The 16779-nt window shown below is 64.4% G+C and carries 18 protein-coding genes; 5 read left to right on the plus strand and 13 right to left on the minus strand.

Going from position 1 to position 16779, the window contains the following annotated elements:
• Positions 1–100 precede the first annotated feature (100 nt).
• Complete coding sequence (purL, locus tag BH93_RS21815; protein ID WP_037171123.1) at positions 101–2392, minus strand: phosphoribosylformylglycinamidine synthase subunit PurL; 2292 nt, start codon at positions 2390–2392, stop codon at positions 101–103.
• A gap of 103 nt (positions 2393–2495) precedes the next feature.
• On the opposite strand from purL, the gene BH93_RS21820 reads away from it, so the two are divergent.
• Entirely contained in the window at positions 2496–3260 is a 765-nt protein-coding gene (locus tag BH93_RS21820) for a nucleoside phosphorylase (protein WP_242459029.1), read from the plus strand.
• 514 nt (positions 3261–3774) lie between these two features.
• Here the strand turns inward: BH93_RS21820 and BH93_RS21825 are convergent.
• Positions 3775–5070 carry a M18 family aminopeptidase gene (locus tag BH93_RS21825; protein ID WP_197914462.1) on the minus strand — a complete coding sequence of 432 codons (1296 nt, stop codon included), beginning with the start codon at positions 5068–5070 and terminating at the stop codon, positions 3775–3777.
• A 66-nt stretch (positions 5071–5136) separates the two neighbouring features.
• Here BH93_RS21825 and BH93_RS21830 point away from each other — a divergent pair, with 66 nt between their 5' ends.
• A complete protein-coding gene (locus BH93_RS21830) occupies positions 5137–6027 on the plus strand; it encodes a hypothetical protein (RefSeq protein ID WP_037171121.1) in 891 nt (296 codons plus the stop codon).
• Between the two features lie 25 nt (positions 6028–6052).
• On the opposite strand, the gene BH93_RS21835 is transcribed toward BH93_RS21830, so the two are convergent.
• The 4 genes from BH93_RS21835 to purS form a co-directional block, all read right to left on the minus strand.
• Entirely contained in the window at positions 6053–6214 is a 162-nt protein-coding gene (locus tag BH93_RS21835; protein WP_155290824.1) for a hypothetical protein, read from the minus strand.
• 120 nt (positions 6215–6334) lie between these two features.
• Positions 6335–6685: a VOC family protein gene (locus BH93_RS21840; protein WP_037171120.1), complete on the minus strand. Its 351-nt coding sequence runs from the start codon at positions 6683–6685 to the stop codon at positions 6335–6337.
• A gap of 36 nt (positions 6686–6721) precedes the next feature.
• Entirely contained in the window at positions 6722–7399 is a 678-nt protein-coding gene (gene purQ, locus BH93_RS21845; RefSeq protein WP_037171119.1) for a phosphoribosylformylglycinamidine synthase subunit PurQ, read from the minus strand.
• The gene (gene purS, locus BH93_RS21850; RefSeq protein ID WP_032376367.1) at positions 7396–7647 is read right to left on the minus strand and encodes a phosphoribosylformylglycinamidine synthase subunit PurS; all 252 of its coding nucleotides are present in this window, start codon (positions 7645–7647) and stop codon (positions 7396–7398) included. Before purS ends, purQ begins: the two co-directional genes overlap by 4 nt.
• 100 nt (positions 7648–7747) lie before the next feature.
• Here purS and BH93_RS21855 point away from each other — a divergent pair, with 100 nt between their 5' ends.
• Positions 7748–8386 carry an MBL fold metallo-hydrolase gene (locus BH93_RS21855; protein ID WP_037171116.1) on the plus strand — a complete coding sequence of 213 codons (639 nt, stop codon included), beginning with the start codon at positions 7748–7750 and terminating at the stop codon, positions 8384–8386.
• Here the strand turns inward: BH93_RS21855 and BH93_RS21860 are convergent.
• From BH93_RS21860 to BH93_RS21890, 7 genes are all read right to left on the minus strand, one after another.
• Positions 8383–9030 (minus strand): LppP/LprE family lipoprotein, encoded by a 648-nt coding sequence (locus tag BH93_RS21860; protein ID WP_037171114.1) that lies wholly within the window; start codon positions 9028–9030, stop codon positions 8383–8385. The genes BH93_RS21855 and BH93_RS21860 overlap by 4 nt on opposite strands.
• A 180-nt stretch (positions 9031–9210) precedes the next feature.
• On the minus strand, positions 9211–10014 hold the full coding sequence (gene thiM / locus BH93_RS21865; RefSeq protein ID WP_037171112.1) for a hydroxyethylthiazole kinase: 804 nt from the start codon (positions 10012–10014) through the stop codon (positions 9211–9213).
• A gap of 92 nt (positions 10015–10106) precedes the next feature.
• Entirely contained in the window at positions 10107–10961 is an 855-nt protein-coding gene (locus tag BH93_RS21870) for an IS3 family transposase (protein ID WP_037171110.1), read from the minus strand.
• The gene (locus BH93_RS21875; protein ID WP_037171107.1) at positions 10958–11446 is read right to left on the minus strand and encodes a helix-turn-helix domain-containing protein; all 489 of its coding nucleotides are present in this window, start codon (positions 11444–11446) and stop codon (positions 10958–10960) included. The genes BH93_RS21870 and BH93_RS21875 overlap by 4 nt, the downstream gene beginning before the upstream one ends.
• Positions 11447–11569: 123 nt before the next feature.
• Positions 11570–12271 (minus strand): DUF2334 domain-containing protein, encoded by a 702-nt coding sequence (locus BH93_RS21880; protein WP_037173564.1) that lies wholly within the window; start codon positions 12269–12271, stop codon positions 11570–11572.
• A 55-nt stretch (positions 12272–12326) separates the two neighbouring features.
• The gene (locus BH93_RS21885) at positions 12327–12833 is read right to left on the minus strand and encodes a glutathione peroxidase (protein ID WP_032376363.1); all 507 of its coding nucleotides are present in this window, start codon (positions 12831–12833) and stop codon (positions 12327–12329) included.
• A gap of 133 nt (positions 12834–12966) precedes the next feature.
• Positions 12967–14367 carry a cation:dicarboxylate symporter family transporter gene (locus tag BH93_RS21890; protein ID WP_037173249.1) on the minus strand — a complete coding sequence of 467 codons (1401 nt, stop codon included), beginning with the start codon at positions 14365–14367 and terminating at the stop codon, positions 12967–12969.
• A 234-nt stretch (positions 14368–14601) separates the two neighbouring features.
• Between BH93_RS21890 and BH93_RS21895 the strand changes: the two genes are divergently transcribed.
• A complete protein-coding gene (locus tag BH93_RS21895) occupies positions 14602–16095 on the plus strand; it encodes a sensor histidine kinase (protein WP_242459250.1) in 1494 nt (497 codons plus the stop codon).
• Positions 16092–16766, plus strand: coding sequence for a response regulator (locus BH93_RS21900; RefSeq protein WP_032376361.1), 675 nt, complete (start codon positions 16092–16094; stop codon positions 16764–16766). The genes BH93_RS21895 and BH93_RS21900 overlap by 4 nt, the downstream gene beginning before the upstream one ends.
• Positions 16767–16779: the final 13 nt, after the last annotated feature.

Here is a 16779-nt window from a genome sequence, read left to right on the forward strand (position 1 = left end):
TGGTACCGATGATGCTGATCCGGTTCGAGTGCGGCATCGAGTTCTCTGTCGTGCCGCTCCGATGCCTGTTTCCCGACCGATGCCTGTCCCCCCACCTCGGTCAGCCGAAAAGTCTGGGGAGAGTGCTCTCGAACGTCTCACGCAGCTCCGCCATCGGGACGGAGAACTGCCCCTGCACCTCGATGGAATCCGAACCCTCGTCGACGACACCGATGCGCGTCCACGGCAGACCGCGGGCGGTGCACATACCGGTGAAACGAGTCTCTTCGGTGCGCGGCACCGCGACCAGTACGCGACCCGAGGACTCCGAGAACAGTGTGACGAACGGATCGGCACCCTCGGGAACGATGATGCGGCAACCGGTTTCACCGGCCAGGGCCGCTTCCACCACTGCCTGCGCAAGACCACCCTCGGACAGGTCGTGTGCCGCCGACACCAGTCCGTCGCGCGAGGACGACAGCAGAATGTCGGCCAACAACTGTTCGCGAGCCAGATCGACCTTGGGTGGAACGCCGCCGAGGTGATCGTGCTCGACCTGCGACCAGATGGATCCGTCGAACTCGTCGTAGGTCTCGCCCAGCAGGATCAGCGTCTCGCCGGGCTCGAGTCCGAGGCCGGTGGGAATGCGGCGATGCACGTCGTCGATCACGCCGAGCACACCGACGACGGGGGTCGGCAGGATCGGCTCGGCACCGGTCTGGTTGTAGAAGCTGACGTTGCCGCCGGTGACCGGGATGCCAAGGGCCACACAGCCGTCCGCCAGTCCTCGCACGGCCTGCTGGAACTGCCACATGACACCGGGATCCTCGGGCGAGCCGAAGTTCAGGCAGTTGGTGACGGCCTTGGGTGTAGCGCCGGTGACCGCGACGTTGCGGAACGCCTCGGCGAGTGCGAGCTGGGCACCCTGGTAAGGATCGAGTGCGGTGTAACGGCCCGACGCGTCGGTGGCCAAAGCGATTCCGCGCCCGGTCTTCTCGTCGATTCGGATCACGCCTGCATCGGCGTTCTCGGCGAGAACGGTGTTGCCGCGCACATAGCGGTCGTACTGCTCGGTGATGAATCGACGGCTGCACAACTGCGGCGAGCCGATCATCTTCAGCAGCGTCGCCCTCAGTTCGTCCCCGGTTTCCGGACGCTGCAGCGACGCCGTGGTGTTCGCGACCAGATCGTCCTGGGTGTCCGGGCGCTGAACCGGACGGTTGTACACCGGTCCTTCGTGCGCAACGGTCTTCGGCGGAACGTCGACGACGGTCTCTCCGTGCCAGGTGATCTGCAGATGCTCACCGTCGGTGACTTCACCGATGACGGTCGCCAGCACGTCCCACTTCTTGCAGACGGCCATGAACGCATCGACGTTGTCGGGCGTCACCACGGCGCACATGCGCTCCTGGGATTCGCTCGAGAGCACCTCGGCGGGCGTCATGCCGGTGGCGCGCATCGGCACCTTCTCCAGCTCGATGTGCATACCACCACTACCCGCCGAGGCGAGTTCCGAAGTGGCACAAGACAATCCGGCACCGCCGAGGTCCTGGATACCGACGACCAGCTTGTTCGAGTACAGCTCGAGGCAGGCTTCGATGAGCACCTTCTCGGTGAACGGGTCGCCCACCTGCACCGCGGGGAGCTTCTTGCGGCCCCCACCGGTCTCGTCACCGTCGAAGGTCTCCGACGCGAGGACGGACACGCCGCCGATCCCGTCGAGACCGGTTCGGGCACCGAACAGAATGATCTTGTTGCCCAGGCCCGACGCGAACGCCAGGTGCATGTCCTCGACGCGCATGACGCCGGCACACAGGGCGTTGAGCAGAGGGTTACCGGCGTACGAGGCGTCGAACACCGTCTCGCCGCCGATGTTCGGCAGGCCGAGGGAGTTTCCGTAACCGCCGACGCCTGCGACGATGCCACTCAGGACGCGGCGCGTATCGGGTGCATCGGCAGCACCGAATCGCAGCTGGTCCATGACGGCGATCGGGCGCGCACCCATGGCCATGATGTCGCGGACGATGCCGCCGACGCCGGTGGCCGCACCCTGGTAGGGCTCGACGTACGACGGGTGATTGTGGCTCTCGACCTTGAACGTGACGGCCCAGCCGTCGCCGACGTCGACGACGCCCGCGTTCTCACCGATGCCGGCGAGCATCGGCTTGCGCATCTCGTCGGTGGTGGTCTCACCGAAGTACTTCAGGTGCACCTTGGAGGACTTGTACGAGCAGTGCTCGCTCCACATGACGGAGTACATCGCCAATTCGGCATCGGTGGGCCGACGGCCGAGAATTTCCTTGATGCGGACGTATTCGTCGTCCTTGAGTCCGAGTTCCTTGTACGGCTGCGCAACGTCGGGGGTGGCGACGGCGTTGGAGACAGTGTCTGTGGGTACAGAGCTAGCGGACACGAGGAATAGGTCCCTTCGATGGAGCGAAATGCCAGGGCGAGTGTATAAGGTGCCACCGACATCTACGGCATCGGACGTATCGGCCTCGTGCGAACATCACCTGATGGACATCGCACTGACCGAGGACGATCTGGATGAAACGGGCGTCATCGACCCGTCGATGGTGGCCAAGGGAGTCGACGTACCGCCGAAGGCCGTCGTCTGCTTCTTCTCCGAGGTGATCGACAGCATCTGCGCGAAAGGCGACGCCCGAGTCGTGTCGGTCATGCGCTCCGAGCACGGCGAACACCCCGTCTACGAGATCGAACGAGGCGGACAGAAGCTCGCCGTCTTCCATCCCGGAGTCGGCGCGCCACTGGCTGCGCTGTTCCTCGAAGAGGCCATCGCCATGGGCTGCACGCAGTTCGTGGCCGTCGGCGGTGCCGGAGCCCTGTCCGACGACCTGGGCATGGGACACGTGATGGTGGTCGACAGCGCCCTGCGCGACGAGGGCACCTCGTTCCACTACCTACCGCCCGGACGGGTGGTCGAGGCCGACCCGGCAGGTGTGGCCGTACTCCAGTCGGTGCTCACCGATGCCGGAATCGACTTCGTCACCGGGCGATCCTGGACGACCGACGCGCTCTACCGCGAGACCCGCGCCCGGGTTTCTCGCCGCGTCGAAGAGGGCTGCCGAACCGTCGACATGGAGGCATCGGCATTCTGCGCGGTGGCCCGATTCCGCGGAGTGCGATTCGCCCAACTGCTGTACGCGGGAGACTCCCTGGCCGCCGACTGGGATCACCGCGGCTGGACCAAGGCGACAACAGTGCGCGAACAGTTGTTCTGGCTCGCGGCGGATGCGTGCCTGCAACTCGATCCGGTCTAGGTCGTCGGGGTTCGGGGTTCGGGACGCTCGTTCACCCCCCGATCTCGCAAACGCGCGCGCGTTCGCCCCCCCGATCTCGCAAACGCGCGCGCGTCTGCCAGACGCGAGCGGAACAGCCACCGAATCGGGCACGAATCCACGCGCACCTGACGAATGCGCGCGCGTTCGACCCCGACCACCCGACGATCCTTAGTCCCGGTGCCCCCAGGCGCACCTCAGTTCGACGCCCACCCCCCCGATCTCGCACACGCGCGCGCGTCTGCCAGACGCGAGCGGAACAGCCACCAAATCGGGCACGAATCCACGCGCACCTGACGAATGCGCGCGCGTTCGACCCCGACCACCCGACGATCCTTAGCCCCGGTGCCCCCAGGCGCACCTCAGTTCGACGCCCACCCCCCCGATCTCGCACACGCGCGCGCGTTTGCCAGACGCGAGCGGAACAGCCACCAAATCGGGCACTAATCCACGCGCACCTGACGAATGCGCGCGCGTTTGCGATCGCCGCTCAGGCTCAGGCAGGGGCGAGGAATGCCGCCAGCGCGTCGGCGTAGGACTTCACGTCGTTGGCACCCATCAACTCTCGCGACGAATGCATGGCCAGCTGCGCTGCCCCGACGTCCACCGTCGACAGCCCGGTGCGCGACGCGGTGATTGGTCCGATAGTCGATCCACAGGGTAGATCGGCGCGATGTACGTAGCGCTGCAAGGGAACTCCGGCCTGATCGCAGGCGAGCGCGAAGGCACCTGCTCCGGCGGAGTCCGTTGCGTAGCGCAGGTTCTGGTTGACCTTCAGCACCGGTCCCCCGCCGAGCTCGATGCGATGCGCGGGCTCGTGCCGATCCGGGTAGTTCGGGTGCGTAGCGTGCGCCATATCGCCTGAGGCACAGATGGATCCGGCCATCGTGCGGAGGAAGTCCTCACGGCCACCGCCGCGTCCGAGCACGATGCGCTCGAGCACGGTGTTCAGCAGATCCGAGAACGCGCCGCGGTCGGACATGCTGCCGACTTCCTCGTGGTCGAACAATGCCAGCACCGGAGTGACAGCGGTCGGATTCTCCACTGCGGCAAGCAAAGCCTGAGTTCCGGCGTAGCAGGTGCCCTGATTGTCCAGACGCGGCGCGCTGACCAATTCCGACTCGACCCCTACGACTGCACTGGGCGCGAGGTCGTGTGTCATCAACTCCCAGCCCAGTACCGAATGCGGGTCGACGCCTTCTCTCTCGGCGACGTATGCAATGAACGATTGTGGCGAATTACCCACGCCCCAAATGGCATTGACGTGTCGCTGCGGATCCAGGGTGACGCCCTTGCGATCCTCGGAGAGGTGAATCGCGAGCTGCGGCACCCGCAGGATGGGCTCGTCGACCTTCACCAGGACCTCGCGTACCGTGCTGCCGTCGCGCACACTCAACCGGCCGGAGATACCCAGATCGCGATCGAGCCAAGAGTTGAGCCACGCACCGCCGTATGGCTCGAGGCCCACCATCTGCCAGCCCGCGGATTGCAGATCGGGATGTTGCTTGACGCGAAGGTTGGGGCTGTCGGTGTGCCCGCCGACGACACGGAAGGGGCCATCGGGAGTGGAGCCTGCGGAACGACCCGAATCACGCTCGGTACTCCATGCGACGAGTGAACCGCCGCGGATCAAGTAGTAGCGACCGGGTTCGGTCGGCCACGCGTCGATCTCGTCGAGCCGAACGAAACCGGCCTCCTCGAGCTGCACCGACACCGTCCGACACACGTGAAACGGGGACGGCGAGACGTCGACGAAGTTGCAGAGACCGGTTGCGGAGGCGTTGGACGGCATGGGAACCATTGTGGCAGCCGCCGCGTCGAACGCATCGAGAGCACACACAGACCCGGGGGGATCTTCATGAAATTTCAGTCTTTGCCGAACTACGGTGCAGTTCACGCAACCACATTCGCAATCGTGCGGATGAAGACCATCGAGGTGTTCCGCAGGCGCGGGGTAGTGGTTCACCGCGTGGATTCGACAACACTGGCGACGGGATCAGGCGCGCACCTTCCGCTGGAGAACCTTTTCGCCCGCTGCTCGAAGGCAGGCAGATCGGCGTGGGACAGCATCATCGACAGCCATGTCGACGTCATGATCGAGATGATGCGCGAAGCCGACCCGACGTTCATCACCTCCTTGTCGGACAACGAGTTCCATGCGAGGTTGCGCGAGCGCGTCATCGCACCGACCGCCCTCGAGGCACTGGCTGAATACGATTACGCGGTTCCCCTGGTCGACGCACCCGGATCCCCGGTGCGTGTGCTGAATCTGTCGTCTCCCAATCGAGCGCTGACACTGGCCGATCGGCATCTCGTCGGCCGGGACCTGCAGGCCGCGTGGGCTGCCGGCCGACACAACACGGCTGCGATGCAGTTCGAGGACGCCCAGATCCTCAGCAGGGACGGCATCGACGTCCATGTACTGAGCGGCGATTCGATCTACCTCGCGTCGAAGGTCGCAGACATGCCCACGTTGATATCGACGCACCTCGGCGAGTGCCTGTACGGCCTTTTGTTCGCCGTCCCCAGCGCCTACGAAGTGGCCGTTCACAGGCCGAGCGATGCCGATAGTGCACTCGGGGCAGTGGCCGCACTCGCCGAGCTGGCCGACATGTTCAGTCGTGACACACCGAGCCCACTGTCGCGCTCGGTGTTCTTCTGGCGAGACGGCGAGTATTGCGACGTATCCCACGGCCCAACGGGCATTTTCGCTTCTACCTTGACGGAGTTGCGAGCGTGCGCGGCCTGATCGCGATCACGCGCCGGTAGACCCGCTATTCGGGAGGCGGAGTGGTCGGTCGTCCCGCTGCAGCGTCGCGAATCCAGTCGGGTACGGGTTGATGATCGCGTTCGGCCATGGTGATGTACGCGCGGGCAGCGGCAGCGGCGACCGATGGCCGTGGTGCTTTGATGTTGCGTTCGTCGGTAGTGGTCATCGCTGGTCCTCCTGCTCGCTCTCGCCGTCAGTGTCCTCGGTCTCAAGCGGTTGCGCCAGTGCGCGACGTGCAGATCTGCCCGCAACGAGGGTCACCCATGCCTGGGCAGGCATTCGGCGCTCAGTGCGACCCGGACACGCAGAACACGTTGCCGTCGGGGTCGCTCAGCGTCACCCAGCGAAAGTCGCCCATGGTGTGTTGCGCAACTTCACGTGCACCCGCCCCGACCAGACGCGCAACCTCACCGTCGAGATTCTCGGTGGTCATGTCGAGGTGGACACGATTCTTGCCGGGCGTCGGATCATCGATCTTCTGAAAGGCCATTCGGTACGGCGCGGCGGCGAGTTCGACGACGTAGAACCAGCCGTCGTTCTCCTCCACGATCGTGCCGTCGACCTGCGTCGCCCACCAGTGCGCGAGCGGCCCAGGATCGGTGGTGTCGAACGTGATCATGCCCAACGTCAGTGTCATGGCAGCACAGTAACCGCGACCACCGACACGTTGGAGTCAGGCGTTGACGATCGTGTCCAGAGCCGAATAGAAGATGCCCAAGCCGTCGTCGCTCGGACCGGTGAGCGGCTCGGTCGCATGCTCCGGGTGGGGCATCAAGCCGACGACTCGACCGTTGGCCGAAGAGATTCCGGCGATCCCCCGCTGCGATCCGTTCGGGTTGGTGCCGCTGTAGCGGAACACGACGCGACCGTCGCCCTCGAGCTCGTCGAGCACGTTCTGGGGTGCCTGGAATCGACCCTCGGCGTTCTTGACCGGAATCAGAATCTCGGCACCGGGCTCGTATCGCGACGACCACGCGGTGTCGGTGTTCTCCACTGCCAGCCACTGATCGCGGCAGACGAAGTGCAGCCCTTCGTTGCGGGTCAACGCACCGGGAAGCAGTCCCACCTCGCAGAGCACCTGAAAGCCGTTGCAGATACCGAGAACCGGCATACCGCCCTCGGCTGCTTTCACGACGGACTCCATCACGGGGGCGAATCTGGCAATTGCGCCGGCCCGCAGGTAGTCGCCGTAGGAAAATCCGCCGGGGACGACGATGGCGTCGACGTTCTTCAGATCGGCGTCGGCGTGCCACAGGCTGACGGCTTCTCCGCCGGCCAGGGTGACAGCGCGGGAGGCGTCGACGTCGTCGAGGGTCCCGGGGAAGGTGATGACTCCGATACGGGCGCTCATGCGGCGGGCTCTACCGACACACGAGTGACCGTCCAGTCTTCGATGACCGTGTTGGCCAGCAGCGATTCTGCGATCTTCTCCAGCTCGGCGTCGTCGACGGAGTCGTCGACCTCGAGCTCGAAACGCTTGCCCTGTCGCACGTCGGATACACCGGAGATGCCAAGACGGCCCAGCGCGCCCGCGATCGCTTGACCCTGCGGATCGAGAATCTCGGCCTTGGGCATGACATCGACAACGACTCGGGCCACGAAAGCGCTCCTTGAAATACGTACAGCAAGACTGTTACCGGCAGGTGGGAGTCTACGCAGCCCTGGCGGGAGGCGCGAAACCGCGCTTACTGTGGAGTCCATGCGGCTGACACACTTCGGACATTCCTGCGTTCTCGTCGAACTCAACGGCACCACCGTGCTGTTCGATCCCGGCACGTTCTCCCACGGGTTCGAGGGCATCACCGGACTCGATGCCATCCTCGTCACCCATCAGCACCCGGATCACGTCGACCTGCAACGACTTCCGGCTCTGGTCGAGGCAAATCCGCGAGCGGCACTGCATGCCGATCCGATGACTGCGGGCCAATTGGGCGGCCAGTGGGCGGCGGCTCCCGCAGGCAAGTCCTTTGCGGTCGGCGGTATCACGGTCACCGGCGTCGGCGGAACCCACGCCGTCATCCATCCCGAACTGCCGGAGATCGACAACACCGGCTACCTGCTCGGCACTCCGGAGAACCCGGGCCAGCTGTTCCATCCCGGCGACTCGCTCTTCGTCCCCGAGCAGCAGGTCGACGTGCTCGCGCTCCCCGCGGCCGCACCGTGGTCGAAGCTGTCCGAGACGGTCGAGTTCCTGCGTGCGGTGGCTCCGAAGATGGCGTTCCCCATTCATCAGGCAGTGATTGCCGACCAGGCGACCGGCGCGTACTACGGCCGCTTCAAGGACATGTCCGACGCCGAATTCCGCGAGCTTCCCGAGGAATCGTCCGTCTCGATCTAGCTGGTGACCTCGGGCGGAAGGGTGCCGATCATGGTCACCTGCGTCCCGTCCCACCGATAGTCGATCGTCACCGGGCCGCCGGTCGGATTCGCGTTGGCGTCACCAGCGAGTGGCCAGCGGTAGTTCACTGTGATCGTGTCGGCGGACTGGGCCGCCACCGACGTGAACCCGTACGGCTCCAGTGTCGCGGTGCCGAGGTACTCGGTGCTGTGAAAGAAGAGCAGATGTGTCGGCGAGCTCACCGTTGCCCCGGACGGGAGCGCTTCGACCCAGGTGAACGACGCACACGGGTCGCCCATCCGCGTCGCGACCCACGGTGAATCGGCGAAGACCAGCGGCAGCGAGTTCACGGCTTCGGTCACCGAGCTGGACGACACGTCGAGGCAGGTCACAGGCACCGTCGCGTCGGGAATGGAGTTGTTCTCGGGAAGCTCTTCGGTGTTCGAGTCGACCGGACCGTTGGGCTGCGCATCCTCGCCCGCGACTACCGGCTGGGTCGCCTCGGGCTGGTCCTGTGGCTGCACGGGCTGGGACTGGGCGTTCGAGGTAGGCGCACCGGTGGCCGTCGCTGCGACCGGTTCGTCCGAGTTGCCGCACGCGACGAGGCTGAGCGCAGTGATGGTGACGAGAACTAGTCGTTTCATAAGACCACCTGGTTCGATTTACGGGACGTCAGGTATGTCTGCTCGCAAACGTGTTCTGTTACATCACATTTCGATCAAGGGCCGTTACCTTCACGGCGCAGGCGATTTTTGCTCCACTCGTCGTGCGCGCCGCAGTGTGTCCGCGGATGTCGCCGCACAGTGGAGCAACCGTTGCACCCGTCAGTCGAGCCGAACCAGTTCCCGCAGTGCCGACTCGTCCACCGTGTCCAGGCCATCGAGGAACGCGGCAGCGAAGGATCCCGGCCGCGAGGTCGACTGCGCCGCTGTCTCCGACGCCACCGCAACATGCGCGTGCGCGGCGACGGCACCGATCAACGCATTCGGAGCAACGGAGCAGTACGCCGCCGTCAGTGCACCCAACGCGCACCCGGTAGCCGTAACCCGTTGCAGCAGTGCACTTCCTCCGCCGATCTTCACCAGAGATCCTTGCCCGACGATGTGGTCGACTTCCCCCGAGGCCGCCACGATCTCAGCCCTGTCCAACAGCGACCTCGCCGCATCGACGGAATCCGCAACGCGCGCAGACGAATCCACCCCTCTCGATCCGCCGTCAGCGCCCGCCAGACCCATGACCTCGGACGCATTCGCGCGAATGACGCTGGGCCGGTTGGCAAGTAGCTCGACGGCCACCTGGGTACGCCACGGCAGACCGCCCGCCCCTACCGGATCGAGTACCCATGGCTTACCCGCGTCCCTCGCAGCGGCCGACGCCAGCCGAGAACTCTCCACCTGCGCTGCCGTCGGGGTACCCAGGTTGACGAGAACCGCGTCGGCGATACCCGCGAAACCGGCCGCTTCCTCGGGGTTGTCGACCATCGCCGGAGCGGCACCCGCGGCGAGGAGGGCATTCGCCACGAACTGAACCGAGACGGTATTGGTCAGGCACTGCACCAGCGGGTTGCGTTCACGCATTTGTCGATGTGCGGCAACGATATCGTCCAGGGTCACAGTCGAGGCACTCATTGTTGCGAGTCTACGACCGCACCCACCCCGTTCCGCGTCAATGGACCACTGCATTGCACTGGACCCCGTGGGTTGGACTGCTAATGCAAAGCCTAGGCCGCGAGGGCCTGGGCTCGGTATCGCACCGGGCTCAGGCCGTCGAGGCGTAGCGAGATGCGGTCGTTGTTGAACCAGTCGATGTAGTCCTCGATCGCGGTGTGCAAGGCGCCGAGGTTCAGGTATCGGGTGTGATGAAACATCTCTTCTTTGAGGTGACCGAAGAAGTTCTCGATGATCGCGTTGTCGTAACAGTTGGCTTTGCGTGACATCGATTGGATCGCTCCCGCATCGGTGAGCAACCGACTCCACGAGTGATGCTGGTAGTGAAATCCCTGATCCGAGTGCACAATTGGACACTCACCGCCACCGAGGGTACTCAACGCGTCCCGTAGAGAACGGTTGGTGAACTCCGTCGTCGGAGACCGACCGATCGAATACGAGATGATCTGACGATCGAACAAGTCCATCACCGGAGACAGATACAACTTCGCCTCCCCAACCCGGAACTCGGTGACATCGGTGACCCACTTCTGATTCGGGGCCTCCGCCGAGAAGTCGCGGCCGAGGATGTTCGCAGCGACCGCCCCGACCTGTCCCCGATACGAGACATACCGTCGACGGCGCCGCACAGGGCAGGCCAACCCGAGTTCACGCATCAACGCCAACACCGTCTTCTTCGCCACCCGCCACCCCGCCTCGACGAGGACTCGGTGCACGCGTCGATGCCCGTAGCGTCGGTGGTTTTTCTCGAACGCCCTGCTCACCGCCGCTTTCAATGCGGCCTTCGGATCGGGTCTGCGCAACTGTGCTTGACGGTAGAAGAACGTCGACCGAGCCAGGCCGGCGACGTCGAGCAGCACATCGAGTCGGTACTGGGCCTTGAGGGCGATGACAGCGAGAACCTTCACCGTCGTCCCTGTTCCCTCAAGGCCCGCAATTTTCCCAGGTACGCCACCTGAGTGCGCAGCCGCTCGTTCTCCTCACGGAGCCGGTCGAGCTCGCTGGCCTCCCCGAGATCCGCTCCCGACGCCGCAGGTCGACGTCCCGCCCGCTTCGGGCGAAGCGCCTCGTCGCCGTCGCGGCGGTATCCACGCACCCACGGATCGATGATTCTCGCCGACGACAGACCGTACTCGCGGGCGAGCTCGATCTTGTTCTCCCCAGCCAGAACACGTTGCACCACAGCGAGTTTGAACTCGAACGAGAAGTGTTGTCGATCCGGTTTCTCCACCAATGCATGTCTCCCTCGAACCCGCCACCGGTCGTACAGCAAGACCACAGCGCACCTACCGCCACCGACCTTCGCAGCCGCCGAGACCGCACCCAGCCCGTCCTCGAACAACGCTACCGCCGCGACCCGCTGATCCTCGGTAAGTGAACTTCGTACACGCATACACACGCTCCCCAGTAGTCGGAACTGAATTACTCAGTCCAACTTCTGGGGAGCGGTGCACATACGTCTGGGGCATGCAAGGGCCCATTGACGCGGGGCGGGGGTGGGGGGTGCAGCGAGGAGCTACGCCACGCGGGCTTTGGTGCGCGGGATCCACTCGTAGATGCCGGCTTCGGCTCCGTGGTGGAGGGAGAGGTCGATGGCATCGAGGATTGCCTGTCGCGGCCCCGGTCGACCGAGTTGTTTGGCACTGATCGCCAGGCGCACCACTCCCTCGCGGCGCGCGGTGCGGCCGGCCCCGAGTACCAGAGCTTTGAACCACCAGGGTTCGGCTTTGAATCCTTCACCGATTCCCCAGACTCGGGCACGGACGACGCCGTCCCGGTCGAGGTCGTGAATGCCGTTCAGCGCAGCCAATATTCGGAAGCCTGCATCGGGCAGCGCTTCGACGGCTCCGGGTGAGGCGATCCAGCGCGGAGCAGCGAACACTCGGGTGCGCAGTCCGGTCTGTTCCATCACCCGGTCTGCTGCCATCAGGCGCAGTCGAGCTTCGTGACGAGGCAGTGCGGCGAACTCGGAGCGTCGACGCTTCGTCGCGGCCTGGTCGTAGCCGTGCAGAACGATCGCGTCGCCGCCGTCGCGTCGGGCCCGCAACCACTCCTGGGTGGGCACATCCGCAGCAAGACGGTATTTGTCTTTCAATCGCGGTGCGACGAGCAGCGACAACGGGACGCCTCGTCCGTCGAGAATTCGCGCGAACTCGGCGGCATGCTCGTAGGTGTCGTTCTTGATTCCGCTCACCGACACGATCAGGCGTCCAGACATGACTCGAGCCTCGCACACCAGCGTGAACGAGGCTCGAAGTCGATGCAGACAGAAGCTAAACGGCGATCGTTTCCTTCGGCAGGATCTTGTCGATCGCGGCGAGCACCTCAGGAGCGTCCGGCTCAGTGCGCGGACGGAAGCGATCGGTGACGACGCCCTCGGGCGAGATCAGGAACTTCTCGAAGTTCCACTGAACATCTCCGGCCTTGCCTTCGGCGTCCTCGGTCTTGGTCAGTTCGGCGTACAACGGGTGCTGGTTGTCACCGTTGACGTCGACCTTCTCGGTCATTGCGAACGTGACGCCGTACGTGGTGGAGCAGAACGTCTCGATCTCTTCGGCGGTGCCGGGCTCTTGGCCACCGAATTGGTTGCAGGGCACTCCGACGACCGAAAGGCCGCGGGCCGAGTATTCGTTGGCGAGCTTCTCGAGCTTCTCGTACTGCGGGGTCAGTCCACACTTGGAGGCGACATTGACCACGAGAACGGCCCTTCCGGCGTACTCGTCGAGCGAGGTGGGCGCACCACCCAGCGTGTTGATGCCGATGTTCTGAACTTCAGTCATCACCCGAACTTACCTGTGAGTACCGACAGAATGGAACCGACGTACAAAAGCAAGTACGACCCCGCTGGTGGCGGGGTCGTACTTGCGTTTTTCCGAACCGGGCGACGGGGGGATGCGCGGCACCCGGCAGGCCTTACGCCTTGGCGGCGTGCTTTTCGATGATGACCTGCTTGTCAGCGGGTCGGTCGTCCTCGGGAAGGTGGTCGTCGACCATGGTCTCCTCGTCGAACGGCAGTCCGCCGTCGAGCACCGTGTGAACGCGGTCCTTGTCTATCGTCTTGGTCCAGGTGCCGACCAGCAGGGTGGCGACAGCGTTACCCGAGAAGTTGGTGACTGCGCGGGCCTCGGACATGAACCGGTCGATTCCGACGATGAGCTGGACGCCGTCGAGCAGTTCGGGACGGTGGCTCTGCAGGCCGCCTGCGAGGGTGGCCAGGCCGGCTCCGGAGACTCCGGCTGCACCCTTGGAGGCGATGATCATGAACAGCAGCAGCGAGAACTGCTCGCCGATCGAAAGCGGCATGTTCATGGCGTCGGCAATGAAGATCGAGGCCATCGTCAGGTAGATCGCGGTGCCGTCGAGGTTGAAGGAGTAGCCGGTGGGGACCACGATGCCGACGGTGGTGCGCTCGACTCCGACGTGCTCCATCTTGGCGATCAGACGCGGCAGGGCCGACTCGGACGAGCTGGTGGCGACGATGAGCAGGTACTCACGGGCCAGGTACTTGACCAGCTTGAAGATCGAGAATCCGGAGACGAACTTCAGGATCAGTCCGAGGAAGAAGAAGACGAAGATGAAGCAGGTGATGTAGAAGGCGAGCATCAGGGTGCCGAGCTGGATGACGGCGTCGAATCCGGTCTTGCCGACGACTCCGGCGATGGCACCGAACGCACCGATCGGGGCGAGCCACAGGATCATCGTCAGGATGCGGAAGACGAGCTTCTGCACTGCGCCGATGCCCTTGAGAATGCCTTCGCCCTGCTTGCCCATGGCCTGCAGTGCAAAGCCGACGAGGATGGCGACGAACAGCGTCTGCAGTACCGAACCGGCGGTGAGCGACGAGAGCAACGACGTCGGAATGATTCCGGCGATGAAGTCCATGGTGCCGCCCGCTTCGTGAGCGGTGTCGGCCAGCTTGAGGCCGGCGTCGTTGGGCGAGATGTTCAGGCCGTCACCGGGCTTGATGAGGTTACCGACGACCATGCCGATACCGAGGGCGATGGTGGACATACCGATGAAGTACGCCAGAGCCAATCCACCGACGCGGCCGACGCTGGCTGCGGCGCGGACCGATCCGATGCCGAGCACGATGGTGCAGAAGATGACCGGGCTGATCATCATCTTGATCAGGCTGACGAACAGTGTGCCGAGGATGGAAAGGTCCGAGGCGAAGTCCTTCGCCACCAGTCCGACGATCACACCGGCGACGACAGCGATGATCACCGCGATGTAGAGCCAGTGAGTCCTGTCGCGCTTCTTCTTGGGCTCGGTGGGCGGGTTGTCGTTCCGCTCAGCATCGGTGCTGATACTCATGAGTGTTCCTTCTGGTTCAAGTGAAGCGCGAGTCGAACTGCGGACTTCGTAACTACTGGGAGTGGAGTGAGGTGCATCACCCCTGCTGAGAGATGATGTTGCTGCACGCAGTGACAGGAGTCACCTATACGTTCATTTCGTTCACACCGATTGTTCTTGCGCGAAAGGAATCCGTTGTCCACCAAACGTCCGCTGAGCGTCGCCGGCCAGGTGCTGGTGCTGCAGCTCGTCGTCATGGCGGTCGTCGTGTTCGCCGGCGGCATCCTGACGGTGCTCAACGAACGTTCCAACAGCGACGACGCGACCCGACGCGAAGTCACGGCGATCGCGGTGAGCATCGCCAACGAACCGTCGACGCCGGTGGCCATCGAGTCCGACGATCCGACCTCGCGTCTGCAACCGGAGACGGAGAAAATCAGGCAGGTAACGGGCGTCGACTTCATCGTCGTCATGGCACCGGATCGCACCCGCTTCACCCACACCACCGTCGACCTGATCGGTAAGCCCTTCAGCGGCAATATCGACCGTGCGCTGCAAGGCGAAACGTTCACCGAAACCTACGTCGGGTCCCTCGGCCCCTCGATTCGGTCGGTCACACCGGTCACCGACTCGTCCGGCGAGATCGTCGGCCTCGTCTCCGCCGGAGTCACTCGCCAGAAGATCAGCGACCAGTTCTTTCAGGGGCTACCGCTCATCATCGGAGTCGTGCTCGCCGCCTTCGTCGTCGCCGCGGTGGGATCGACCTTGCTCAGCCGCCGGCTCCGGCGTCAGACACTGGGCATGGCACCGGCGGAGCTGCGCACCATGTACGAGCATCACGACGCCGTCCTGCACTCCATCGGTGAAGGTCTGTTGGTATTCGGCCGCGGCGACGAGGCCGAGTTGGTCAACGACGAGGCTCGACGCCTCCTCGACCTACCGGAAGGCCCGGTCTCGCTCGCGTCGTTGCCGGAGTCGATGCAGCAGATGGACACCGGCATCGTGCGCGGTGAACTGCATCTGACCAAGGATCGTGTTCTCGTCGTCAATCAGGATCCGGTGATGTGGGAGGGCAGGCGACTGGGCAATGTGCTGACGATCCGCGATCAGACCGAATTACGTTCACTGATGGGTGAACTCGACTCGGTGCGTAGTTTCGCCGAGTCGCTGCGTTCGCAGGCTCACGAATCGGCCAACAGGCTGCACACGGTCATCACGATGGTCGAACTCGGTCGACCCGAGGAAGCCGTGGAGTTCGCGACGGCCGATCTAGAGCTCTCGCAATCCCTCATCGACCGGCTGATGAACGCCGTCGGCGAGCCTGCGCTCGCGGCACTGCTACTGGGCAAGGTCAGTCAAGCTGCCGAGCAGGGCGTGGAACTCACCATCACCGACGACACGGCGATGGAGGACGAGGGGGTATTGACGGCTCGCGAATTGGTCACGCTGGTAGGCAATCTGATAGACAATGCCATCGATGCCTCGAAAGAATCCGATCAGCCGTGGGTCGAAGTGACCGTCCGTGATGCCGACGGCGAACTCGTCGTCCGCGTGGCCGACAGCGGTCCCGGAATGCCACCGGAGACGTTGAAAGCAGCTCTGCGGCGCGGCTACTCGACCAAGTCCGGGTCACGCGGGCTGGGCTTGGCCCTGGTGACTCAGGTGATCGGTCGCCATCGCGGCACCTTGACATCCGAGGTGACGTACGGCTCTGTCATGATCGCCACCATCCCTGGATCTCCGTCGTGATCAAGGTACTGATCGTCGACGACGAACCGCTGATCGCCGAGGCTCACAAAACGTACGTCGAGCGCACCCCGGGCTTCGAGGTTGCCGGCGTCGCACACACCGGTGCTGCTGCCATGAGATTCGCCAGCACCGAGTCCGTCGATCTGGTGTTGCTCGACATCGGGCTGCCCGACGCGAGTGGCATCGACGTGGCTGCGGCCCTCGGCGGCCTGCGCCCGAGCCCCGACGTCATCGCCATCACCTCCGAGCGGGATCTGTCGGTTGTGCGTTCGGCCGTGGCGCACGGCATCGTGCTGTATCTGCTCAAGCCGTTCACGTTCGCTGCGTTTCGCGACAAGCTCGAGCGCTACCGCGAGTTCCACGACGCATTACCCGCCGGGGAGAACGCGTCCAGTCAGCGAGACATCGACCGTGCAATGGCACATCTTCGGACGGCCGACGAACGCGTCTCCACCCCCAAAGGCATTGCCCCGCAGACGATGGACGGAATCACCGCCTCCGTCAAGGAATCGGCCGACGGACTCAATGCATCCGAGGCCGCCAAGGTCGTCGGAGTGTCCCGAGTGACGGCATGGCGATACCTCGAGCGTCTGGCCGACGACGGCCTGGTCACCCGGCACACCGAATACGGTAAAGCCGGGCGACCGCAGGTCCGCTACGTGTGGCGTTAGAGCGGCTGCGCCG

It is taken from the genome of Rhodococcoides fascians A25f (genome assembly GCF_000760935.2).
Taxonomy (GTDB): Bacteria; Actinomycetota; Actinomycetes; order Mycobacteriales; family Mycobacteriaceae; genus Rhodococcoides.